This is a genomic window from Rhodococcus sp. NPDC057135 (genome assembly GCF_042670865.1).
Lineage (GTDB): Bacteria > Actinomycetota > Actinomycetes > Mycobacteriales > Mycobacteriaceae > Rhodococcus_F.
The window spans coordinates 93,876-116,217 of sequence record NZ_JBHUUU010000016.1 but is presented as its reverse complement, the minus strand read 5'-3'; the positions used below and the strand labels follow the sequence as shown (position 1 = coordinate 116,217).

Sequence of the window (22,342 nt, the reverse complement as noted above, 5' to 3'; positions counted from 1 at the left end):
CGAGCGGATGACGGGATTCGAACCCGTGTGAACGGCTTTGCAGGCCGGTGCCTAGCCACTCAGCCACACCCGCGTCAGTGAGTAACTCTGCCCCGAGTGACGGCGTCGAACCACAGTTCCGCTCAGCATGATTCGAGTGCAATCCCACCAAGCGTTCCATTCTCTGGGAAAACTGCGGGCCCTTCGGGAACAAATCGGTCAGTCTCGATGCTGACTCCCTCGGTGGGCGCAGGTCATTCGATTGCGGCCCAAATTTCGACCGAACGACCGAGCAGTTCGCCAGACCCAGACAACCCAGAAGGTTTCATGAGTACCGAGAACACCGCCATCGCCCCGCCTGTGAAGGCAGCGCCGCCGTTGGAGGCGGCCCCGCTGGAAACGAGCAGTGTCGACCGTAAGCCGAGCGTCGGCAAGATCCTGGCCCTCGGTTCCATGACGGCGCTCGGGCCCTTCACCATCGACATGTACCTGCCCGCGCTGCCGGATATCGGCGCCGATCTCGGAGTCTCGTCGTCAACGGTTCAGCTGACGATCACCGGAACTCTCATCGGCCTCGCACTCGGACAGCTGTTGGTCGGGCCGCTCTCGGACACTCTCGGCCGCAAGAAGCCGCTCCTTGCGGGAATCGGCGTGCACATCCTGGCGTCGCTGCTGGCGGTCTTCGCACCGAGCATCGCGGTCCTCGGCATCCTGCGGGTCTTCCAGGGCATGGGCGCCGCGGCCGCGGCAGTGGTCACCATGGCGATCGTCCGCGACCTCTACAGCGGTAACACCGTTGCCGTCGTGATGAGCCGGCTGATGCTCGTGCTCGGTGTTGCACCGATCCTGGCGCCCAGCATCGGTGGCGCTCTCCTCGTCGCCCTCGACTGGCGCGGGATCTTCGTCGTCCTGGCATTGATCGGCGTCGGCACGGCGATGATCGGGGCGTTCGGACTCGCAGAAACACTGCCGAAGGAAAAGCGTCGCCCGAGCGGATTGAAGTCGGTTCTCCGTACCTACGGTTCGCTGCTCGGCGACCGCACGTTCATGGTCCTGACGCTCGTCTCCAGCGTCGGCATGGCGTCGTTGTTCGCGTATGTCTCCGGGGCGTCGTTCGTCTATCAGGATCAGTACGGCCTCAATCAACAGGAGTTCGCGCTGCTCTTCAGCGCAGGCGCTATCGCGTTGATCGGTGCTTCGCAGGTCAACGTGCGACTGCTCGACCGCTGGACTCCTCAGCAGATCACCAAGTGGGCGCTCGTCGCTGCGGTTGTCTCCGGCGCTGTCGTTATCACTGTCGCGGTCCTCGAACTGGGCGGGCTGGCCGGATTCGTGATCGCACTGTGGGTCATGGCAGGCGCCATCGGCTTTGTTCTCCCCAACGCCCCGGCGCTGGCTCTCGCCCGTCACGGCGAAGCGGCCGGTACTGCTGCGGCGATGCTCGGTGCGTTTCAGTTCGGCGTCGGCGCGGCCATCGCACCCGCCGTCGGCCTACTGGGAAACACCAGCACGGCTCTGGCCGTCACGATGACGGCGTGTGTGTCGCTCGGGCTGATCGCTCTTCTGGCTACTACCCGAAAGAGTGAATCGGTCTAACCGGCAGCGGAGAACCACTCGCTGTAGAAGGTGGCAAGTCCCAGGACGCACGAGATCGCGACGAAGATCCAGAATCTTGCGATCACGACGGTTTCCGGCCAGCCGAGTAACTCGAAGTGATGATGGATCGGGGCCATCTTGAATACGCGTCGGCCGGACGATCGGAACACCAGAACCTGGATGATCACCGACAGGATCTCAGCGACGAACAGGGCGCCGATGATGACCATCAGCAGCTCGGTGTGCGTCGTGACGGACAGGCCGACCACCAGGCCGCCGAGCGCCAAGGAGCCGGTGTCGCCCATGAAGATCTGAGCCGGGGCGGCATTCCACCAGAGGAAGCCCAGGCACGCTCCGCCTGCTGCGGCAGCAACGATCGCGAGATCGAGAGGGTCACGAACGTCGTAGCATCCGGCGGCGGGCTCGAGGACACACGAGTTCCGGTACTGCCAGCCGGCGATGACGACGTAGGTCCCCAGGATCATGCCCATCGAGCCGGCTGCGAGACCGTCGAGACCGTCGGTGAAATTGACGGCGTTGGACCAGGCGAACACCAGAATGCAGAAGAAGACCACAAAGCCGATGGCCCCCATCGAGAACACCGAGATGTCACGAACGTGGGACAGATACTGACTGCCTGGTGTGACTCCGTTGTTGTTGGAGAACTGCAGGAACAGAATGCCGAAGATGATGGCGCTCGCCAGCTGACCAACAGTCTTGGCCGTCTTGTTGAGCCCGAGGTTGCGCTTCTTGCGGATCTTGATGAAGTCGTCGAGAAAGCCGACGATTCCCAGTGACGTCGCGAGCGCGAGAACCAACCAACCGGACGCAGACAGCCGCGGTAGCCGCGAGCCGAAACCGATGATGTGTGCCGCCAGGTAGCCCGCCCACATGCCGGCGATGATCGCGATGCCGCCCATCGACGGGGTGCCACGCTTGCCTTGGTGACTCTGCGGGCCCTCGATCCGAATCTCGTGCCCGAGCCCCTGCCGCGAAAGCACACGAATGAGAAACGGAGTCAGGAAGAGGGCGACGAACAACGAGACGCCACCCGCGACGAGGATTGAAATCACCCGTGGGACTCTACAGACGTAAGCGGCTGCGACACACAATCAGACAAGGCACCCGACCGCTTCGGAGCATGGGATGATCGACCTTATGTCTCCCCCCGCACCGCTCCCCCTCGACCCCATCGAAGAGGCGCATCGTCAGTGGACGGAGCACGGGTGGAGCGACGTCGCCGACGGTATGGCTGCGGTCACGTCGGTGATGCGAGCACAGCAGATCATGATGGCGCGGGTCGAAGAGGTACTCAAGCCGCTCGGGTTGACCTTCGCTCGCTACGAATTGCTGACGCTTCTCACCTTCACCAGGTCGGGCGCACTCCCGATGGCCAAGGCCAGTGCCCGCCTCCAGGTTCACCCCACCAGTGTCACCAATGCCGTCGACCGTTTGGAGAAAGCGGAGTTGGTCAGGCGGGTCCCGCATCCCAGTGATCGACGCGCGACGCTCATCGAGATCTCCGACGCCGGTCGCGCACTGGCCCTCGAAGCGACCGAAATGCTCAACAGCAAGGTGTTCGCTCACCCCGGACTCCAGCAGGACAAGCTCGAACAATTGGTGACGATCCTCACTGAGCTTCGCAAGACCGCCGGGGACTTCGACACCGGCGGCGCGCCCACCAAGTGGTGAACCGACCACCCGTACACAAAGAAACTGCCCTCACACTCTCGACGAGTGTGAGGGCAGTTTCAGCGGTCTAGAAGTTCAGCGGTGCTCGAGTTCAGCGGTGCTTGAATTCGGCCGACCGCTTCTCCACGAATGCGGCCATGCCTTCCTTCTGATCCTCCGTCGCGAAAGTCGAGTGGAACACCCGACGCTCGAAGCGGACGCCCTCGGCGAGGGTGGTCTCGAAGGAGCGGTTGACTGCTTCCTTGGCCATCATCGCAATCGGCAGCGACATCTCGGCGATGGTGGTTGCGGTCTTCAACGCGTCGTCGAGCAAGTCGGCGGCCGGAACGATCCTGGCGACCAGGCCTGCACGCTCGGCTTCTTCTGCGTCCATGTTGCGGCCGGTGAGGCACAGTTCCATGGCCTTGGCCTTGCCCACGGCGCGCGTAAGGCGCTGCGAGCCACCGATACCCGGAATGACACCGAGCTTGATCTCCGGCTGACCGAACTTCGCGGTATCCGAAGCGATGATGAAATCGCAGAGCATCGCAAGCTCGCAGCCGCCACCGAGCGCGTACCCGGAGACAGCTGCGATCAGCGGCTTACGAGCTGCTGCAACGCGGTCCCACGGGGTGAAGAAATCCTCGACGTATGCGTCCATGTACGTCTTGGACTGCATTTCCTTGATGTCGGCTCCGGCGGCGAAGGCGCGCTCGGAACCGGTGATCAGGATGGCTCCGATGCCGTTGTCCGCTTCTAGGTCGGCAACCGCAGCGACGACCTCGTTCATCAGCTCGGAGTTCAGTGCGTTGAGAGCCTTCGGGCGGTTGAGCGTGATGACGCCGACGCGACCCTTACGCTCGAGGATGATGGTGTTGAAGTCGGTCACTACTGTCCTTCGGTCGAACGGTCACGGATGTCGTTGATGATGGCAGAGAAGTCCTGACCGCCACCGCCCGCAGCATGGAAGCGACTGTAGAGTTCGGCGGCCTTGAGCCCGATCTCCGCATCGACGCCGTTGTTGCGCAGCGCATTTGCAGCCAGACCGAGGTCCTTGTCCATCAGCGCGACAGCAAAGCCGGGCTGGTAGTCGTTGTTGGCCGGGCTGGTGGGCACCGGTCCCGGTACCGGGCAGTTGGTGGTCAGTGCCCAGCACTGCCCCGAGGCGTTGGACGCCACGTCGAAGAGCGCCTGGTTGCTCAGGCCGAGCTTCTCGCCCAGCACGAACGCCTCGCTGATCGCGATCATCGAAATGCCGAGGATCATGTTGTTGCAGATCTTGGCAGCCTGGCCGACACCGGCGTCGCCGCAATGAACGACCTTGCGGCCCATCACGTCCAGCAACGGTGACGCGGCCTGGAAGTCCGCTTCGGAACCGCCCACCATGAATGCGAGAGTGCCTGCGGTTGCCCCGACGACTCCACCGGAGACCGGTGCGTCGACGCTGCGGTGACCGGCTGCTTCGGCTTTGTCGTGTGCCTCGCGGGCATCGGCGACGTCGATGGTGGAACAGTCGATGAACAGCGTGCCCGGTGTCGCCACCGGCAGCAGTTCTTCGTACAGACCGAGAACATGCTTACCGCTCGGCAGCATCGTGATCACGACGTCCGCACCGCGGACGGCGTCGATTGCCGAATCCGCTACCGATGCGCCGTCTTTGACTGCCTGCTCCAGCGCCGCAGGTGCCAGGTCGAAACCGACGACCTTGTGTCCGGCCTTGACGAGATTGGCCGCCATCGGGCCACCCATGTGACCGAGTCCGATAAATCCAATGGTGCTCATTAGTGATGCTCCTTCGGCGGTGATCAGTTGCCTTGCAGTTGGGGGGCGAGTCCGAGCTCGTTGTCGCCCAGCGGGGCGAAGTAGGCGTCGACGGATTCTGCCGTGACATCGTCGAGAGTTGCCGGCAACCACTTCGGGTTTCGGTCCTTCTCGACGACCTGGGCGCGAATGCCCTCGACCAGATCGTGTGAGGCGAGCGCGGCCGTCGAGACCCGGAACTCCTCGTTGAGGACTTCCTCCAAGCCTGCTGCTTCCTTGGCATGGCGCAGCGATCGCAGGGTCACCGACAGTGCGATGGGCGACTTGCCGAGAATCTGCTCCGCGGCCTTCTCCGCCTCGGGGATTGCACTTGCGCGAAGACGCTCCACGATGGTGGAGACGTCGTCTGCCGAGTACGCGGCGTCGATCCAACTCTGCTGGGCCAACAGCTCCGACACCGGAGCCGGCTCCGCGTACTGCGCGACGGCGTCGGCAACCGAAGAAGAGGCGAGCGCAGCGATGAACGTCTCGATGTTCTCCGACGGGATGAAGTGATCCGCGAAGCCTGCTGCGATGGCATCCCCGGCGCTCAGACGCGCCGTGGTGAGCGCGATGTGCGTTCCGAGTTCGCCGGGAGCGCGCGAGAGCAGGTACGTTCCGCCCACGTCGGGAATGAAACCGATTCCGGTCTCGGGCATTCCGATCATCGAACGCTCGGTCACGATGCGAATGTCGCCGTGCGCGGACACTCCGACGCCACCGCCCATGACGATCCCGTCCATGATCGCGACGTACGGCTTCGGGTAGTTCGCGATCTCGGAGTTGAGGATGTACTCCTCACGCCAGAAGTCGAGCGAACCGGTCTTGCCGTCCTTGGCGTCGTGGTAGATCGAGACGATGTCGCCGCCGGCGCACAGACCACGTTCGCCGGCGCCCGTGAGTACGACGGCCTTGACGTCGTCGTCGGACTTCCATTCCTCGAGTGCATTGGCCATCGCTTTGACCATCGAGTGGTTGAGGGCGTTGATCGCCTTGGGCCGGTTGAGGGTGATGAGCCCCAGTCCGTCACGCTTTTCGATCAATACCTCGAGCTCGTCGCTCATGCTGCTCCCTGCTTTCCCTGACCTGATGCGACCACGCTGCGCGCGATGACCACCCTCATGATCTCGTTGCTGCCTTCGAGGATCTGATGAACACGAAGATCGCGAACGATCTTCTCGATCCCGTACTCAGCAAGATAGCCGTACCCGCCGTGAAGCTGGAGAGCCTTGTTGGCAACGTCGAATCCGGTGTCGGTCGCAAAGCGCTTGGCCATCGCACACAACTCCACGACGTCGGGCGCTCCGTCTTCGAGTGCTGCGGCGGCGCGCCACAGCAACGTCCTGGCCGCTTCGAGTTCTGTGCGCATGTCGGCGAGCTGGAACTGCAGGGCCTGCGACTCGATCAGTGCCGAACCGAAAGCCTTGCGGTCCACCAGATATGCAACGGCCTTCTCCAGTGCCGACTGAGCCCCACCGACCGAGCAGGCGGCAATATTCAGCCGACCGCCGTTGAGACCCTTCATGGCGATGCGGAATCCGCTGCCCTCTTCACCGAGCATGTCGGCAGCGGGAACGCGCACGTCTTCGAAGATCACCTGGCGAGTGGGCTGCGCGTTCCAACCCATCTTGACCTCGTTGGCACCGAAGGACAGTCCGGGTGAATCCTTGGGCACGATGAACGCCGAAATGCCCTTGGCACCTGCAGATCCGGTGCGGGCCATCACGACGTACACGTCGGAAGTGCCTGCGCCGGAAATGAACTGCTTGACGCCGTTGAGGATGTAGTCGTCACCGTCGCGAACAGCCTTGGTGCTCAAGCCCGCAGCATCGGATCCTGCACCGGGTTCGGTGAGGCAGTAGCTGCCCAGCTGGTCCATCGAGCAGAGTCCGGGAACCCACTTGTGGCGCTGTTCGTCATTGCCGAACTGGTCGATCATCCACGTGACCATGTTGTGGATGGAGATGTACGCGGCGATCGACGGATCACCCTTGGCGAGTTCTTCGAAGATCCGGGCAGCGTCGACGCGGCTCAGCTCACTGCCACCCACGTCTTCACGAATGTAGATACCGCCCATCCCCAGGGACGCCGCCTTACGGAGGACGTCCACCGGGAAATGCTTGGTCTGATCCCACTCCACTGCGTTGGGCGCCAGATGCTCGGCCGCGAAGTCGCGGGCAGTGTCACGAATCGCCCGCTCGTCATCGGTCAGAGTAAACATGGAAAGTGTTCCGATCAGTTCATCGTGGGGATGACGAAGTGGTTGTCAGGAGCGGAGTCTACGGAGCGACCCTCCTGACCTGCTTCCTTCTTGCCGGAAGGCCAGCGCTGCGTCACGGTCTTGGTCTTGGTGTAGAAGCGGAAGGAGTCGGGACCGTGCTGGTTCAGGTCACCGAATCCGGAGCGCTTCCAGCCACCGAAGGTGTGGTAAGCGATCGGGACCGGGATCGGCACGTTGACGCCGACCATGCCGACGTTGACGCGAGCGGTGAAGTCACGCGCGGTGTCGCCGTCGCGAGTGAAGATGGAGACACCGTTGCCGTACTCGTGTTCGGTCGGAAGACGCAGTGCCTCTTCGTAATCGGCAGCACGTACCACCTGAAGGACGGGTCCGAAGATCTCTTCCTTGTAGATGCGCATGTCCGAGGTGACGTTGTCGAACAGGGTTGCGCCGGCGAAGAATCCGCCTTCGTGGCCTTCGAGGGTGAAGCCGCGGCCGTCGACGACTGCCGTTGCGCCCTCGTCGATGCCGATCTGCACGTAGTTGTTGACGCGGTCGAGGGCATCCTGGCAGACCAGGGGACCGAAATCGACGCCTTCGTCGTCACTGCGACCGATCTTGAGCTTCGCGACGCGTTCCTTCAGCTTCGCGACAAGAGCGTCCGCTGTCTCCTCGCCGACGGGAACGGCAACCGAGATGGCCATGCAACGCTCGCCGGCGCTGCCGTAGCCCGCGCCGATCAGGGCGTCGGCAACCTCGTCGAGGTCGGCGTCCGGCATGACGATCGCGTGGTTCTTGGCGCCACCGAAGCACTGTGCGCGCTTGCCGTGAGCTGCGGCCGTCTCGTAGATGTACTGAGCGATCGGCGTGGAGCCGACGAAGCCGACGGCCTTGATGCGATCGTCGGTGAGCAGAACGTCGACAACTTCCTTGTCACCGTTGACCACGTTGAACACGCCGGCGGGCAGTCCCGCTTCGAGGAACAACTCGGCCAGGCGCAGCGGCACGGAGGGGTCGCGCTCGGAGGGCTTGAGGATGAAGGCGTTACCTGCGGCGAGGGCGGGGCCGGCCTTCCACAGCGGGATCATCGCGGGGAAGTTGAAGGGCGTGATGCCGGCAACGACGCCGAGCGGCTGACGCATGGAGTACACGTCGATGCCGGTGCCGGCACTCTCGGTGAATTCACCCTTGAGCAGGTGCGGAGCGCCAACAGCGAACTCGATGACCTCGAGGCCGCGCTGGATGTCACCCTTGGCGTCGGCGACGGTCTTGCCATGCTCGGACGAGAGGAGGCGGGCCAGGGAATCCATCTCCGCCTGAGCGAGCTGCAGGAACTTCATCAGCACGCGGGCGCGCTTCTGCGGGTTGAACGCTGCCCACACCAGCTGCGCCTCTTCGGCATTGGCGATGATGGCTTCGGTCTCGGCCTTGCTCGCGAGGGGGACGCGGGCCTGCACCTTGCCGGTGTTGGGATCGAACACGTCTGCAAATCGATCAGATGTCCCGGGAACACGCTTGCCACCGACGAAGTGCGTCAACTCGTGAACCGTCGCATTTTCAACCATTGTGCTAACCCGTTCCTTGCTCGTATGGACCGCCGAGGAGGCAGCAGTGAATATGTCTACCATCCTATAGTTGGATGTCCATGTATGTCTAGAGCCCAAAGGGCTGTGCGCCTTTATTAACCGCGGGGGGTTAATAAAGGCGCACAGCGCGGAGCGCGGCCGCCGCTTCCTGCGCGACTACGGCATCGGTGACGTCGTATCCATCCGATCCCCCACCAGGTCCGCCGGACACCGCGACAACCTTGCGTGCCGAGAGATGCACCGCATCGACGCCGACGGCAGCGATTGCCGCAATGTCGTCGACGGTTATTCCGCCACCCGCCATGATCTGGATCCGGCCCGCGGCATGTTCGACCATTCGCCGGATCTCTTCGAGGCCCTCACTGCAAGTGTCCGCACCCCCGGACGTCAGCACGCGGGTCACGCCGAGGTCGATCAGTTCGTCCAGCGCGGTCAGACGGTCGGTCACCACGTCCATCGCACGATGTACTGTCACCTCGACTCTCGCCGGGTCGACGCATCCGATGATGCGGCGCAGCACGACGGTGTCGATGGAATTGTCTTCTGTCAGCGCGCCGATCACGATGCCGGCAGCTCCCCCCGCCACTGCAGCACGGACGTCGTGCTCCATCACCCACACTTCGTCGGGTGAGAACACGAAACCTCCGGCGCGCGGACGGATCAGCGGGTGTACCGCGATCCCCACTTCCGACGCTGCCTCGATCACGCCGATGCTGGGCGTCACTCCCCCCGTCGGGCCGAGGGCCGCACACACCTCGACTCGAGTTGCTCCTACCGAACGCGCGATCCTTGCCCCCCGCACGTCCTGCACAGCCAGTTCCAAGACGGTCATGTCAGAAGGACTGCCACGACGGCTTGTGTTCGAGCGCGTACCGGTAGTAATCGGCAAGCTTGAGCGAACTGGCCGCAGCTTCGTCGATCACGACGGTGACATGGCGGTGCAACTGCATCACCGAGGCCGGGCAGAACGCGGACAACGGACCTTCAACCGCGGCAGCAATAGCATCGGCCTTACCTTCTCCGGTCGCGATCATCACCAGATGCCTTGCATCGCTGATGGTTCCGAGCCCCTGGGTGAGCACGTGGTGCGGGACGTCGTCCACTCCGTCGAAGAACCGCGCATTGTCGATCCTGGTCTGTTCGGTCAGTGTCTTCACGCGGGTGCGCGACGTCAAAGACGATCCGGGCTCGTTGAAGCCGATATGGCCGTCGGTGCCGATGCCGAGCAACTGCACGTCCACTCCCCCGGCCGCCGCGATGCTGTGGTCGTACCGGGCGATCTCCTTCTCCGGGCACGGCGCTTCACCGTTGGGGCTGGACACCATCGCCGGATCCAAGTTGACGTGATCGACGAACTCCGACCGAATCACCGAGTAGTACGACTGCGGATGCCGTTTCGGCAATCCGAGGTACTCGTCGAGCAGAAAGGCTCGGGCCAGCGAGAAGTCGAGTTCGGCGTCGCGATGCCGCGCTGCCAGTTCACGATAAGTTCCGATCGGCGACGACCCCGTTGCGAGCCCGAGCGTCGTCGCCCCGGCTCTGACATATCCTTCGACGATGTCCGCGACGGTCGAGTCGACCTCCGCGGGTGTCGGCTGAATTACGATTTCCATGATTTTTCCTTTCCGGCGGCTTTTCCGCCGAGTAGTACACGCCCCAGGCGCAATTGACGATCTGTGACCACGATGTCGGCGCGAGCGCCGACGGCCAACGATCCGAGTAGGTCGCCCAGTCCCAGCAGGCGCGCTGGGCTCCGAGTTGCTGCTGCGACCGCGTCTTCGAGAGCGACTCCACCGTCGAATACGGTGCTACGGACCACATCGAGCAATCTTGCAGTCCCTCCGGCGATGGCACCGGAACTGCCGTCGGTGGTCGCGAGCCTCGCGACGCCTTCGTGCACCGTGACGTCGAGAGCGCCGAGTTGGTAGTCGCCGTCGTCCATTCCGGCAGCGGCCATGGAGTCACTGACCAAGGCGATCTGGTCCGGCCCGACCGCGTCGAAGACCATCGACACGGTCTCGGGAGCAAGATGCACTCCGTCCGCGATCAGTTCCACCACCATCTCGCCTCGCGCCGCCGCCGCCAGACACGCCGCTACGGGGCCCGGCGATCGATGGTGCAGCGGCGGCATCCCGTTGAACAGGTGGGTCGCACTGATCTGCCCGGCCCAATTCCCGTGCACTGCAGCACCGATGCGCGCCGACGTCGTTGCCGCGTCGGCATCGGTGTGACCGAAACTCGGCACGATGTTGCGATGTCGCATGATCGCGAGCAACTCTTCGAAGTTCTCGGTCTCCGGCGCCAAAGTCATGGACCGTACGGTGCCCCGCGCAGCGTCACACACGGCTTCGAGCAGATCCGGATCACCGGGAATGATCGCCGCCGGATCCTGGGCACCGCAGCGGACACCGTTGATGAACGGTCCCTCGAGGTGGATACCCAGAAGTTCTCCGCGTTCCACCAGATCGGCGAGCATCGTTGCTTGCCGCACCAGATCTGCGCGCGGTGCGGAGACCAGGCTGGCCAACATTCCGGTCGTGCCGTGCTCGCAATGATGCGCTGCGGCGCGGCTCGCACCATCGGCGTCGGTGTTCGGAAAACCAGCACCCGCTGCGCCGTGACTGTGGACATCGATCAGTCCAGGCATGATCAACGAATCGGAACGTTCCGGAATGGCAAAGACGGGCGCCGACGCGACGTAGTCCGCAGCCGAGCCGACCCAGCTGATCTTCTGACCGTCCACGACGACAACGCCGTCGTGAATCTTGCCGACCGGTGACCCGATCACCGTTCCCCGCAGCACAATCGGATCGATTACCGTGGCCGAGCCTGGCGTGCTCATGCGGACTCGAGAATCCGCGCCACGGCTGCTCTACCCTCGATCGGGTTTCGCGCGCCCCGCGCCGCAGCGGCCATGTCCTTGCACACCGCCAGATCGAGTGACGCCAACTGAGCGCGCACGGCGCCCAACGCCGGGACCGACATCGACAAACTCGTGATGCCCAAACCGACCAGAACCGGAGCCAACAGCGGATCCGACGCGGATTCACCGCACACACCAACCGGTTTCCCGGCGTCGGCGCCCGCCTGACCGACCATCGCGATCAGATCGAGGACCGCCGGCTGCCACGGATCGAGCAGCTGCGCCAGGCTCCCGGCCATACGATCCACGGCGCAGGTGTACTGACTCAGATCGTTGGTACCGATACTGACAAAATCGAGATGCTCGAGGAGGTCCCTCGCCCGCAAAGCGGCAGCTGGAATCTCGATCATCGCTCCCACCTTGCCGATTCCCCGCGAACGCGCAAGTTCTGCAAAGTCTTTCGCTTCGTCGGCCGTGGCCACCATCGGCGCCATCACCCACAGGTCGGCGCCCGTCGCGTTTCCTGCGGCGGCAAGAGCGTCGAGCTGACTGATCAGAGTGTCGGGATAGACCGTGCCCACTCGTAACCCACGGATGCCCAGTGCCGGGTTCTCTTCGACCCCGAGATCGAGAAACGGCAACGGCTTGTCCGAACCCGAATCGAGAGTGCGGACCACGACCTTCTGTCCGGCGAAGTGTTCGAGCACCGACGTGTACGTCTGGGCCTGCTCCTCCACCGAAGGAGCGTCGTGACGCCCGAGATACGAGAATTCGGTACGAAACAGTCCGACGCCCTCACAATCCGCCGCCCCGGCCCGGGCGGCGTCCTCGAGGGTTCCGATGTTGGCCGACAATCTCACCGCGAATCCGTCGCGTGTGCGACCCGGTCCACGCGCCGAAGCCAACTGCTCTGCTGCGCAGGATGCTTCGAGGGCTACCCGCTCACACATTTCTGCAGAGGGATCGATGGTGACCGTTCCGGTAGTGCCATCGAGGATGAGGAGTTTGCCCTCCATCAGCAGGTCGGTTCCCGAGCAGTTCACCACGGCCGGGATTCCGAGCGACTTCGCCAAGATAGCCGTATGGCTGGTCGGGCCTCCTTCCGCGGTCAACAGTCCGACCACGTCGCTGTCACCGAGCGTCGCCGTGTCCGCCGGCGCCAAGTCGCGCGCCACGAGGATGTACGGGTGACCCGGAGTGGGGATTCCGGGCATCGGCTCACCGCGGAGCACGGCAACAGCTCGCTGTCCGAGATCACGCAAATCGGTTGCCCGTTCGGCCATGTATCCGCCGAGCGCTGTGAGCTTTTCGCAGAACGTGTCGAAGGCGATCGCCACCGAGTGAGCCGTCGGCAACCCGGACTCCAGGTTCGCCCTGGCCGCCTTCACGATGCCCGCGTCGCGCGCCATCGCGGCAGAGGTCGTCAGGATTTCCGCCGCAACACCTTCGACGGACTGTGCACGAGTGAGCAGTTCCTCCGCCACGGCGTCCAGTGCCTCTCGGATTCTGTTCAGCTCCGCCTCGGGGCTGCCCGTGACCCGATCCGACGCCGAGGTCGGTTCGGGCGTGGAGAATCGCAGCCACGGCGCACATACCGAACCCGCGCTCACTCCGATACCCGCAATGCGGTTGTCCACACTCGCCGTCATCAGGCTTCGTCCAGTTCCGAAGCGAGAAGCTCTGCGAGCGAACCGACCGCGGCATCGGCGCCGTCACCGTCAGCACGCAAGGTCACCGAATCGCCGAATGCGGCACCGAGAGTCATGACCGACAACATGCTGGAGGCGTCGACGGGTTCGCCGTCGCCGAGCGAGATGGTGACGTCGACCGGTAGGTCGGCCGCGGCGCGCGCGAAGAGCGCTGCGGGTCGTGCGTGGAGTCCGACGCGGGATCCGATTGTCGTGGTTGCGATCGCCATGTTCAGCGTCCTTCCAATTCCTTGTCGAGCTTGTTTTCCAGTTCGGCGACGAGCGGGGCGTCGGTGCGGCTGTCACCTTCGGCAGCCAGCGCCAGTTCGGCCTCGAGCAGCGCGGGGTCGGGCTCACCTGCGGCCACCTCGACCTCTTCTTCTCGTCCTGGCGTGCGCAGATTCCACTTCTTGATCACGAAGCTGAAAAGGAAGTAGTAGATCAGCGCGTACCCGAGTCCGATCGGGATCAACATCCACGCGTTGGTCGCCTTGCCGAAGTTCAACACGTAGTCGAAGAAGCCTGCGGAGAACGTGAATCCGTCGTGGATACCGAGCGCATTGACCAGCGCCATCGACGTTCCGGTCAACAGTGAGTGGATGACGTACAGCGGCCACGCGACGAACATGAAGGAAAATTCGAGCGGCTCGGTGATACCGGTGAGGAAGGCGGTCAGGCCGGTGGAGAGCATGATGCCGCCGACGAGCTTCTTCTGAGAAGGCTTGGCGTTGCGCCAGATTGCGAAGGCTGCAGCGGGGAGGGCGAACATCATGATCGGGAAGAAGCCGGTCATGAACGTACCGGCGGAGGGGTCGCCGGCGAAGAACCGGTTGAGGTCGCCGCGGACGATCTGACCGCTCGCGTCCTGGTAGTCGCCGATCAGGAACCACACGGCGGAGTTCAAGATGTGGTGCAAGCCGGTGGGGATCAGGAGGCGGTTCGCTGCGCCGTAAATGCCGCCGCCGACAACGGTATTGGAAGCAACTGCTTCACCGACCCAGTTGAGGCCGGAGTTGAACAGCGGGTACACGAATGCCATCAGGACACCGACGACAAGACCGGTGATTGCCGTCAGAATGGGAACGAGCCTGCGCCCGTTGAAGAATCCGAGATAATCGGGAAGCTTCGTTCGATAGAACCGCTGCCACAAGATCGCCGACAGCAAGCCCATCACGATGCCGGCGAGCACACCGTAGTTGATCAGGGATTGATCCCCGTTCGGGTCGGTTTTCCCTTCGAGAACGATCGGCGACATCGCCTTGAACACTCCGTCGATCACCATGTAGCCGACGACGGCTGCCAAGGCAGTCGAGCCGTCGGCCTTCTTGGCCCAGCCGATCGCGATACCGACGGCGAAGATCAGCGGCAGCCACGTGAAGACGGCTTGTCCCGCCGCAGAGATCACGGCCGCGGCACTGTGCATCGAACTGAACCGCCCGAGCAGGTCGTCCTGACCGAGGCGGAGCAAAATTCCCGCAGCCGGCAGAACTGCGATCGGAAGCATCAAGCTTCGGCCGAGGCGTTGAACCCCGGCGAACACTTTCGATTCCTTCTTCGGGGTGTCTTCGAGAGTCATCAAAGGACCTTCTTCGTTCGCCGGGCCGCGTCGCGATCGGCCACTGGTTCTTGGAAATTCGGGTGTCGTGCACGTGCAGGTTTCGTGAAAATGCAGGTCACGGTTCATGCTCGGAAGTGAGGCCGAAACCGTTTTGTCGAAACTGTTGTGGAGCCGGACTTCCAACGGGTACTGTCCGGTCATAACCAGTTGTAGTTTTACCTGGTGGAGGCGAGTTGTCAACACCCAAATGTGACATACGTAACCGGGATAGCCTTGACCAGCAACTAGTCAGCCCACCTGTACGACCGTTCAACGATCACGACCAACCCGACAATCAGGAGCAGCAAATGTCGAAAGCGGAAGCAATCATCAAGGGCCTCGGCGGCGCAGAGAACATCGTCGAGATCGAAGCGTGCATCACCCGCCTACGCACCGAGGTCAAGGACGGCGCGAAGGTGAACGAAGCCGCGCTCAAGGCTGCCGGCGCACACGGCGTGCTCAAGGCCGGAACGGTCGTCCAGGTGATCGTCGGACCCGAGGCAGACACCCTTGCCGAGGACATCGAGGACATCCTGTGACGGTCGTCCTCGCCCCGCTGCCCGGCCGGGTCGTCGCACTGGCAGACGTCCCGGACCCGGTGTTCGCTCAGCAGATGGTCGGCTCGGGCGTCGCCATCGAACCTGCCCGCGATCAGGGGCCGCTCACCGTTGTCGCGCCGATCAGCGGGAAGATCCTCAAACTTCACCCCCACGCATTTGTGATCTTCGGAGAGAAGGCCACCGGCGTGCTGGTCCATATCGGCATCGACACGGTCAAACTCGAAGGCGACGGATTCACTCTCATCGCCGCCGAGGGCGACACGGTCAATGCGGGTGATCCCGTCGTCAGCTTCGATCCAGCGCACATCGACACCACCGGCTACTCGGCGATCTGCCCGGTTGTGGTGATGGATTCCAAGCCGGACACCGTCGAATCCCCTTCGGTCGGTAGCGACGTCACCACAGGCGACACGCTGTTCGACTGGTCGGCGTAACGCAAAGGGCGGGCGCACCGGAAGGTGTGCCCGCCCTTTCGTTTCGATCGATTGCTACACAGCGATTACTGGTCGCCGCGAGTTTTGGGCCGCGCTTGACCCTGGACTTCCATCTGCAACTGATAGCGGTCGGATCGGTACCAACTACGAGTGTGCTCGACCGGTGCGATCTCGCTGAACGACACTCGATCGAAGTACAGGACCGGAGCGCCTTTACGAGTGCCAAGGAGAGTCGCGATCTCGGTACTGGCACCGTCTGCACTGACCGTCTGTTCTGCCCGATCGATCGGCTTGTCGTACTTGTCAGCAGTCGCCCGGTAGATCGACCCCGTCAAGTCCATGTCGAGCAGACCCGGCAACAGCGCCGGATTGAACCAGCCGTCGTCGACGCTCACCGGCTCGCCATCGGCGAGGCGTAAGCGCTTGACGTGATAACCCTGGGAACCCGGCCTCATATTCAGTGCGGCAGCAGTACTTTCGGGGACAGGACCCTGTTCACTGACCAGGACCACAGTCGTGGGATGGTGCCCCTGGGCACGCATTTCTTCGGTGAAGGACGCAAGGTGCAGCTTGGACTGGACGGCACGGTGCGCCACGAAGGTGCCCTTGCCACGCACACGCACGAGATGTCCGTCATTGACCAGTTGTCCGATGGCCTCACGAACGGTGATCCGACTGACGCCGTAGTCCTGCATCAGGTTTCGCTCGCTGGTCATCAAGTCGCCAGGCTGGAGTTCTTGGGTGCACTTGCGCAAGAGAATGGTGCGCAACTGCTCATGTTTGGGTATTGCGCTGTCGCGCAAATGAACGGGCATCACAGCGACTGTCCCTCCGAGAAATGAATAGTCGTCTATTCGCCGACGATAACGATATGAAATCGCGGGCAGGTCCCGACCGGACCGGTCCAATTAACGATACTGGAATTCACGACAGGAAACTAGCACCAGTCCGGAGTTGTCCGTTTTCAACCGTCCAACCGTCGGTAGATGGACCGTATTTCGTCCAAGGCGACGTTCTGCTGAGCCATGTCCAATCCCAGTGCCGCAACCGCCTCGCGCAGCCGTCGGACATCCAGATCGTCGATCGCCGCACGAAAAGGCACCTTCGGTAGCGCCGGCAGCGCGGCCGCGATTCCGAACCAATTCTCGACGTCGAGCGGAACTGTCGACTCGTCTTCCACTCCGCCGATCAACTGCTCCAGGTCGACACCGCGAAGTCTCAGCAACCTCAGCGGATCGGTGTCGATTCGCTCGGCGGTCAAGAACGCCACGGCCGCAGCGTGTTTGCACGGCCAACCGACATCGGGGCAGGTGCAGTCGAAGCGGAAAGCAGACGGGCCGTCCGGTATCAGTTGAGCGGCAAGCATATCGGGGACAGTGCCGGACACCAGTGCGGCAAGGCTTCCCGGCACTCGGCGGATCTTGGTGATGATGTCGTCGATATCCGATTGATCAAGGGTGTCGATCGACAGAGTGGAAACAAATGGCTGTAGTTGACTGCCCTGGACTTCGGCCGTCACCACTCCCGGTTCGATGTCAAGCGCCAAGACCTGGCCCGAACGCGCGTACGTGCGCCCCCGTGTGACACGAGGTTTGTCGCCGATTTCTTCGACGACGCGGACAAAAGCCTTGCCCCAGAACGTCCTCCCGAACGCGGGGCGGGGCTTGACCGGCGCAGGGGCTCGTCGCCGAGGCCCGGTGTACTCACTGAAGTCGGGGCCCTTGCCGCGCGGACTCATTCGCCCACCGCGTCGTCGCCGAGTCGCAACAACTCGTCCAGTTGCTCGACGCTCATCTCCGTCACCCAGTTCTCGCCCGTCCCGACTGCAAGTTCAGCGAGTTCGCTCTTACTCGCGATCATCGTGTCGATCCGCTCTTCCAAAGTTCCGACGCACACCATCTTGCGGACTTGCACGTTCTTTCGCTGGCCGATGCGGAACACACGGTCCGTCGCCTGATTCTCCACCGCGGGGTTCCACCATCTGTCGAGGTGAACCACGTGGTTGGCCGCTGTGAGATTCAGGCCGGTGCCACCGGCCTTGAGCGAGAGCACCATGATGGGCGGGCCGCCTTCACCTTGGAACGCCTCGACCATGGCGTCCCTGCCGGCTTTCGACACTCCGCCGTGCAGGAACGGAACATCGGTGGTGAACCGGTCGGCCAGGTACGGCACCACTAATTCTCCGAACTCACGAAACTGTGTGAAGAGCAGAACCTTCTCGTCGTCGGCGGTGACCGACTCGACGATGTCCTCGACAAGACCGAGTTTTCCCGAACGGTGTTGCCCGCGGCGCATCATCGGCGATCCGTCGCGCAGGAAGTGCGCCGGATGATTGCACACCTGTTTGAGTTTGGTCAGCGCAGAGAGGACGGCACCCTTGCGCTTCATGCCTTCCGTCCCCTTGATCTGCGCCATCATCTCGTCCACCACCGCGCGGTACAACGCGGCCTGTTCCTCGCTGAGATTCGCTCGAACCGTCATCTCCTGTTTCTCGGGTAGATCCGCGATCACGGAGGGATCGGTCTTCACCCGCCGCAGCACAAATGGTGACGTGACGGCTCGCAGTCGCGAGACGGCAAGTTGGTCCTTTTCCCGCTCGATCGGTACGACAAACCGTTTGCGGAACATCTGCTCCGAGCCGAGCACCCCTCGATTGGCAAAGTCGAGGATGGACCGTAATTCGTCCAGTCGGTTCTCCACCGGCGTTCCGGTGAGAGCAACTCGGTGGTCCGCAGGAATGCTGCGAGCAGCGCGCGCCTGAGATGTCTTGGCGTTCTTGATGTGTTGAGCTTCGTCGAGCACCACTCGTCGCCAGTCGAGATCCTTGAGCGCCGCGACGTCGCGAGTCATGAGTGCGTAGGTGGTGATCACCAGATCACTCTCACGAACTGCCTGTTCCAACTCCGCCCCGGTAGCGCGGTCCGAACCGTGATGAACGTAGACACGCAGGCTCGGCACAAATCGCGCCGCTTCACGCTGCCAGTTTCCGACCACCGACATCGGGCACACCAAAAGCGTTGCTGTCTTGGACTTCTCGTGCGCAAGTAGCGCCAACAGTTGCAGCGTCTTACCCAAACCCATGTCGTCGGCCAATACCGCACCGAGCCCGAGAGCGCTCATGTACGCCAACCAGTCGAGACCGCGTCGTTGATACGGACGCAAGGTCGCATTGACCGTCGACGGCACCGCGACCTGCTGCGGAGCCACCGACTGGTCGAGCAAGGCGGAAGCCCATCCGGTTGCCTTCACTTCCTCGACCGGCAGGTCTTTGAGGTCGTCGGCGATCAAGTCCTTGATCAGATCGACAATCGCTCGGTCCCCGCTCGAATGCCGTTGATTGACAAAACGAGCCGCGCGGGCGAGGACGTCTTTGTCTGCTTGAACCCACTCGCCGCGCAACTGGACCAGATCGGACTTCGCGTCGACGAGTCGGGTCATTTCCTCGGCGGTGAGAACCTTGTCTCCGAGCGCCAATTCCCAATCGTATTCCAGCAATTGGTCCATACCGACCGTACGATTCTCCGCCACGATCGGAGATGCCGCCGACGTCACCCGCACACGCAGTGAGGGAGATACCACGTTCCACGCACGCGGGAGCAGCAGCGTGATCCCTCGCTCCCGCAGGACAATCGCGCCATGTCCGACCAAGTCCATCACGACAGGAGTGGGCAGCAACAGGTCGAGACTGTCTTCGTCTCGCGGCACGTCGCGAAAACGGGGGTAAGCCTTGATCGCCTCTTCGAGCTTGCGGCTGCCGAGCTGGATGCGTGTGGGATCGGCCCGGTGCAGTCGAACACGCTCGGGCGCTTCGCCTTCGGGACGTAGACACACCTGAAGGCGCCACAGCGCGTCGTCGTCCGGATCGGCATTGTCGTCAAGTTCCGGTTCGATCAGACGCAGAACCAGGTCCGGCTCTCCGGCGGTGAACGTCGAACCCCATTCGGAGAGTCCCTCAGCCGCTCGTACCGACGCTTCGTCGAAAGAGTCTCCGGACAGCACTGCCTGCCACAGCGGGGTCTGCATCACCGGTACCGAGCCACCGAGAACTCGACGGACGATCGGGTCCGTGAATTCGTTCGTGATGTCTTCGATCGTCGCCCGCGGCGAGCCGACAGCCCGCTGTACCGGCGGCATGGCAACTACCAGTTCACCGATCCAGGCGCGCTGGCGTTCCCCTACGGACAACTGCCAACGCGGCCACCAATTGCCTTCGGCCCGCGTCAGAGCCGGTACCACTCGCCCAGCACGTACCCAACGGTCGATCCCTCGCGCCACGTGCACGAGAAAGTGCAGGTCGCCGGCAATTCGCTGGTCGTCGGCCTTGAACCGCAGCAAGAGATCGACTGCGTCCGGTGGTGCCAACGCAACAGCTGCGTACTCACTCTGCAAAGGCCCGCCAGGCACGGGCGGCATAGCGACATTCACACGATGACGGAACTTGCGATGCAGGACAGCACTGACCGGATCACGGGGATCGTCGGTCCCGGCACCGTCGTGCCCGTCGACCCACAGTTTGAGCCCCGATCCCGGTGACCAGAGTCCATGCAGCATCCGACCATCCAATCAGGTGCCACCGACACCATCGCTCCTCACCACCCTTCCGGACCGCCCTATCGATCTGGCAGGGCAATAGGCTGGCAGGCATGACGACGGCATACGGCTTTACCGAGTACGGCGGACCGGACACACAGTCCTACTTCGACGTCACCCTGCCACCGCCCGGCGCGGGACAACTGCTGGTGTCGGTCCGAGCTGCGGGAGTCAACCCAGCCGACTGGAAGGTTCGCGCCGGTACGCGAAAAGACACCGTCCCGGTGACGCTGCCTGCGGTTCTGGGCCGCGAAGTGTCCGGTGTTGTCATCGGAGTAGGTCCGCGGGTCGCCGAGTTCCAGGTCGGCGACGAAGTCTTCGGCGCTACCGCCACCGGCTTCGGCGGATACGCCGAGTCGACATTGCTCAACGTCTCGTCGGCAGCGCACAAGCCACCTACCGTACCGTGGGCGGACGCCGCGGTGCTGACGGTCGCGGCGGGAACGGCCTACGACGCTCTCCACGATCTCGGCCTCGAGCCCGGGGCGACACTCCTGCTGCTCGGCGCCGGTGGCGGCGTGGGTCGCAGCACGATCGCTCTTGCACTGTCGCGGAGCATCAACGTGATCGGTGTCGCGAGCGAGTCCAAGAGAACCGCGATCGAGGAAGCCGGAGCGCGCTGGGTTGCGTCGGGGGACGGATTTGCCGACGACGTGTCCGCGTTGTCCCCAGTCGGAGTGGACGCGGTTTTCGACCTGGTCGGCGGGGACACTCTCTCCCGCGGTGCCGCGCTCGCGCGATCGGGCGCGCCGATCCTGAGCATCGCCGATCCCCTGGCGGCGAGCCGCCTTGGCGGCGGCGGAGTCGAACGCCGAAGGACTACAGCAGTATTCACAGAGGTGGCGGCACTCGTAGCCGATGGGACCCTGAACCCGTTTGTGTCGGGTCGCTACCCTTTCTCCCGCGCTGGTGACGCACTCGCTGCAGTCGAAGACGGCCATGCCGCCGGCAAAGTGGTGATCGAGTTCGGCTGATTCCTGTCGGCCCGCGATGATTCAATCACCATCTACGACGGGCAGGGTTCAATCACCATCTACGACGGGCGGGGGCACAGGTGGTTGCACGGTTATTCGCGATCACGTCGATGCTCGTGCTCGTATGTCTCGTCGCGTCCTGCGGATGGTTCGGGGACGAGCATCTCGATTCGGCCCCTGGCAGCCCGACGCGATCGGAACTCGAAGAGTTGCTGTCCCGGACCGCGATCGTCGACAAGCGTCCACATCCGGGTGGATACGAGCGCGGCTGCGGTAACGGCGAGGCCTGCGTCTTCGGCCCCGCTTGGTCCGACGACCAGGACGCACCAGGTGGCCACGACGGGTGCGATACCCGCAACAACGTCCTGGCCCACGATCTCTCGGACGTGGTGTTCAAACCCGGTACACGTGATTGCGTCGTACTGTCCGGAGTGATGACCGACCCGTACTCCGGCGATCACATCGAATTCGAACGCAGCCAGGCCAAGTCCGTCCAAATCGACCACGTCTTCCCGCTCGCCGCGGCCTGGGACTTCGGCGCGAGCTCCTGGACGCCTGCGCTGCGGACGAGGTTCGCGAACGACACGTCACTGAACCTGTTGGCCGTCAACGGCCCCGACAACCAGTCGAAAGGCGACAGCACGCCCAGTGACTGGGTGCCGCCCGATCCTGCGTACCGATGCTTCTACGCCGGCAAGTACCTGACCGTCGCGATTTCCTATGGCTTACCAGTCAGCCGAGCTGATCATTCGACCCTGACGGATCTTGCCACTCGCTGCTGAT

Annotated in this window: 21 protein-coding genes and 1 tRNA gene; 6 read left to right on the top strand and 16 right to left on the bottom strand. The window is 63.2% G+C overall.

Features of this window, described 5'->3' with window-relative positions:
• Nucleotides 1-2: 2 nt before the first annotated feature.
• Nucleotides 3-73, bottom strand: a tRNA-Cys gene (locus ACFT1A_RS25825).
• 233 nt (nt 74-306) lie between these two features.
• Here ACFT1A_RS25825 and ACFT1A_RS25820 point away from each other — a divergent pair.
• On the top strand, nt 307-1,575 hold the full coding sequence (locus ACFT1A_RS25820) for a multidrug effflux MFS transporter (RefSeq protein ID WP_378449306.1): 1,269 nt from the start codon (nt 307-309) through the stop codon (nt 1,573-1,575).
• On the opposite strand, the gene mraY is transcribed toward ACFT1A_RS25820, so the two are convergent.
• Nucleotides 1,572-2,648, bottom strand: a complete 1,077-nt coding sequence (gene mraY, locus ACFT1A_RS25815) for a phospho-N-acetylmuramoyl-pentapeptide-transferase (RefSeq protein WP_003941316.1) — start codon at nt 2,646-2,648, stop codon at nt 1,572-1,574. The genes ACFT1A_RS25820 and mraY overlap by 4 nt on opposite strands.
• Nucleotides 2,649-2,733: 85 nt before the next feature.
• On the opposite strand from mraY, the gene ACFT1A_RS25810 reads away from it, so the two are divergent.
• Nucleotides 2,734-3,267, top strand: a complete 534-nt coding sequence (locus tag ACFT1A_RS25810; RefSeq protein WP_054825961.1) for a MarR family winged helix-turn-helix transcriptional regulator — start codon at nt 2,734-2,736, stop codon at nt 3,265-3,267.
• A 91-nt stretch (nt 3,268-3,358) separates the two neighbouring features.
• On the opposite strand, the gene ACFT1A_RS25805 is transcribed toward ACFT1A_RS25810, so the two are convergent.
• The 11 genes from ACFT1A_RS25805 to ACFT1A_RS25755 form a co-directional block, all read right to left on the bottom strand.
• Nucleotides 3,359-4,135, bottom strand: coding sequence for an enoyl-CoA hydratase (locus tag ACFT1A_RS25805; RefSeq protein WP_283307405.1), 777 nt, complete (start codon nt 4,133-4,135; stop codon nt 3,359-3,361).
• Complete coding sequence (mmsB, locus tag ACFT1A_RS25800) at nt 4,135-5,028, bottom strand: 3-hydroxyisobutyrate dehydrogenase (RefSeq protein ID WP_378449305.1); 894 nt, start codon at nt 5,026-5,028, stop codon at nt 4,135-4,137. The genes ACFT1A_RS25805 and mmsB overlap by 1 nt, the downstream gene beginning before the upstream one ends.
• 23 nt (nt 5,029-5,051) lie before the next feature.
• The gene (locus ACFT1A_RS25795) at nt 5,052-6,110 is read right to left on the bottom strand and encodes an enoyl-CoA hydratase/isomerase family protein (protein ID WP_378449304.1); all 1,059 of its coding nucleotides are present in this window, start codon (nt 6,108-6,110) and stop codon (nt 5,052-5,054) included.
• On the bottom strand, nt 6,107-7,267 hold the full coding sequence (locus ACFT1A_RS25790) for an isobutyryl-CoA dehydrogenase (protein ID WP_378449303.1): 1,161 nt from the start codon (nt 7,265-7,267) through the stop codon (nt 6,107-6,109). Before ACFT1A_RS25790 ends, ACFT1A_RS25795 begins: the two co-directional genes overlap by 4 nt.
• Before the next feature lie 14 nt (nt 7,268-7,281).
• Nucleotides 7,282-8,832 (bottom strand): CoA-acylating methylmalonate-semialdehyde dehydrogenase, encoded by a 1,551-nt coding sequence (locus ACFT1A_RS25785; protein WP_214888709.1) that lies wholly within the window; start codon nt 8,830-8,832, stop codon nt 7,282-7,284.
• Between the two features lie 130 nt (nt 8,833-8,962).
• Entirely contained in the window at nt 8,963-9,685 is a 723-nt protein-coding gene (locus ACFT1A_RS25780; protein WP_378449302.1) for a copper homeostasis protein CutC, read from the bottom strand.
• Between the two features lies 1 nt (nt 9,686).
• Nucleotides 9,687-10,466, bottom strand: a complete 780-nt coding sequence (nagB, locus tag ACFT1A_RS25775; protein WP_378449301.1) for a glucosamine-6-phosphate deaminase — start codon at nt 10,464-10,466, stop codon at nt 9,687-9,689.
• Nucleotides 10,454-11,695, bottom strand: coding sequence for an N-acetylglucosamine-6-phosphate deacetylase (locus ACFT1A_RS25770; RefSeq protein ID WP_378449300.1), 1,242 nt, complete (start codon nt 11,693-11,695; stop codon nt 10,454-10,456). Before ACFT1A_RS25770 ends, nagB begins: the two co-directional genes overlap by 13 nt.
• A complete protein-coding gene (gene ptsP / locus ACFT1A_RS25765) occupies nt 11,692-13,365 on the bottom strand; it encodes a phosphoenolpyruvate--protein phosphotransferase (protein WP_378449299.1) in 1,674 nt (557 codons plus the stop codon). Before ptsP ends, ACFT1A_RS25770 begins: the two co-directional genes overlap by 4 nt.
• On the bottom strand, nt 13,365-13,634 hold the full coding sequence (locus tag ACFT1A_RS25760; RefSeq protein WP_019749212.1) for an HPr family phosphocarrier protein: 270 nt from the start codon (nt 13,632-13,634) through the stop codon (nt 13,365-13,367). Before ACFT1A_RS25760 ends, ptsP begins: the two co-directional genes overlap by 1 nt.
• A gap of 2 nt (nt 13,635-13,636) precedes the next feature.
• On the bottom strand, nt 13,637-14,980 hold the full coding sequence (locus ACFT1A_RS25755; protein ID WP_378449298.1) for a PTS transporter subunit EIIC: 1,344 nt from the start codon (nt 14,978-14,980) through the stop codon (nt 13,637-13,639).
• 329 nt (nt 14,981-15,309) lie between these two features.
• On the opposite strand from ACFT1A_RS25755, the gene ACFT1A_RS25750 reads away from it, so the two are divergent.
• Together ACFT1A_RS25750 and ACFT1A_RS25745 are read left to right on the top strand one after the other, a co-directional pair.
• Nucleotides 15,310-15,540 (top strand): PTS glucose/sucrose transporter subunit IIB, encoded by a 231-nt coding sequence (locus ACFT1A_RS25750; protein WP_283307394.1) that lies wholly within the window; start codon nt 15,310-15,312, stop codon nt 15,538-15,540.
• Nucleotides 15,537-15,995 carry a PTS glucose transporter subunit IIA gene (locus ACFT1A_RS25745; RefSeq protein ID WP_378449297.1) on the top strand — a complete coding sequence of 153 codons (459 nt, stop codon included), beginning with the start codon at nt 15,537-15,539 and terminating at the stop codon, nt 15,993-15,995. The genes ACFT1A_RS25750 and ACFT1A_RS25745 overlap by 4 nt, the downstream gene beginning before the upstream one ends.
• 65 nt (nt 15,996-16,060) lie before the next feature.
• Here the strand turns inward: ACFT1A_RS25745 and ACFT1A_RS25740 are convergent, their stop codons facing one another.
• The 3 genes from ACFT1A_RS25740 to ACFT1A_RS25730 form a co-directional block, all read right to left on the bottom strand.
• Entirely contained in the window at nt 16,061-16,810 is a 750-nt protein-coding gene (locus ACFT1A_RS25740; protein WP_378449296.1) for a GntR family transcriptional regulator, read from the bottom strand.
• A gap of 149 nt (nt 16,811-16,959) precedes the next feature.
• Nucleotides 16,960-17,733: an SWIM zinc finger family protein gene (locus tag ACFT1A_RS25735; protein ID WP_378449295.1), complete on the bottom strand. Its 774-nt coding sequence runs from the start codon at nt 17,731-17,733 to the stop codon at nt 16,960-16,962.
• The gene (locus tag ACFT1A_RS25730; protein ID WP_378449294.1) at nt 17,730-20,546 is read right to left on the bottom strand and encodes a DEAD/DEAH box helicase; all 2,817 of its coding nucleotides are present in this window, start codon (nt 20,544-20,546) and stop codon (nt 17,730-17,732) included. The genes ACFT1A_RS25735 and ACFT1A_RS25730 overlap by 4 nt, the downstream gene beginning before the upstream one ends.
• A gap of 92 nt (nt 20,547-20,638) precedes the next feature.
• On the opposite strand from ACFT1A_RS25730, the gene ACFT1A_RS25725 reads away from it, so the two are divergent.
• Both ACFT1A_RS25725 and ACFT1A_RS25720 read left to right on the top strand, forming a co-directional pair.
• Nucleotides 20,639-21,559, top strand: a complete 921-nt coding sequence (locus ACFT1A_RS25725; RefSeq protein ID WP_378449293.1) for an NADP-dependent oxidoreductase — start codon at nt 20,639-20,641, stop codon at nt 21,557-21,559.
• Nucleotides 21,560-21,639: 80 nt separating this feature from the next.
• Nucleotides 21,640-22,341, top strand: coding sequence for an HNH endonuclease family protein (locus ACFT1A_RS25720; protein WP_378449292.1), 702 nt, complete (start codon nt 21,640-21,642; stop codon nt 22,339-22,341).
• Nucleotide 22,342: the final 1 nt, after the last annotated feature.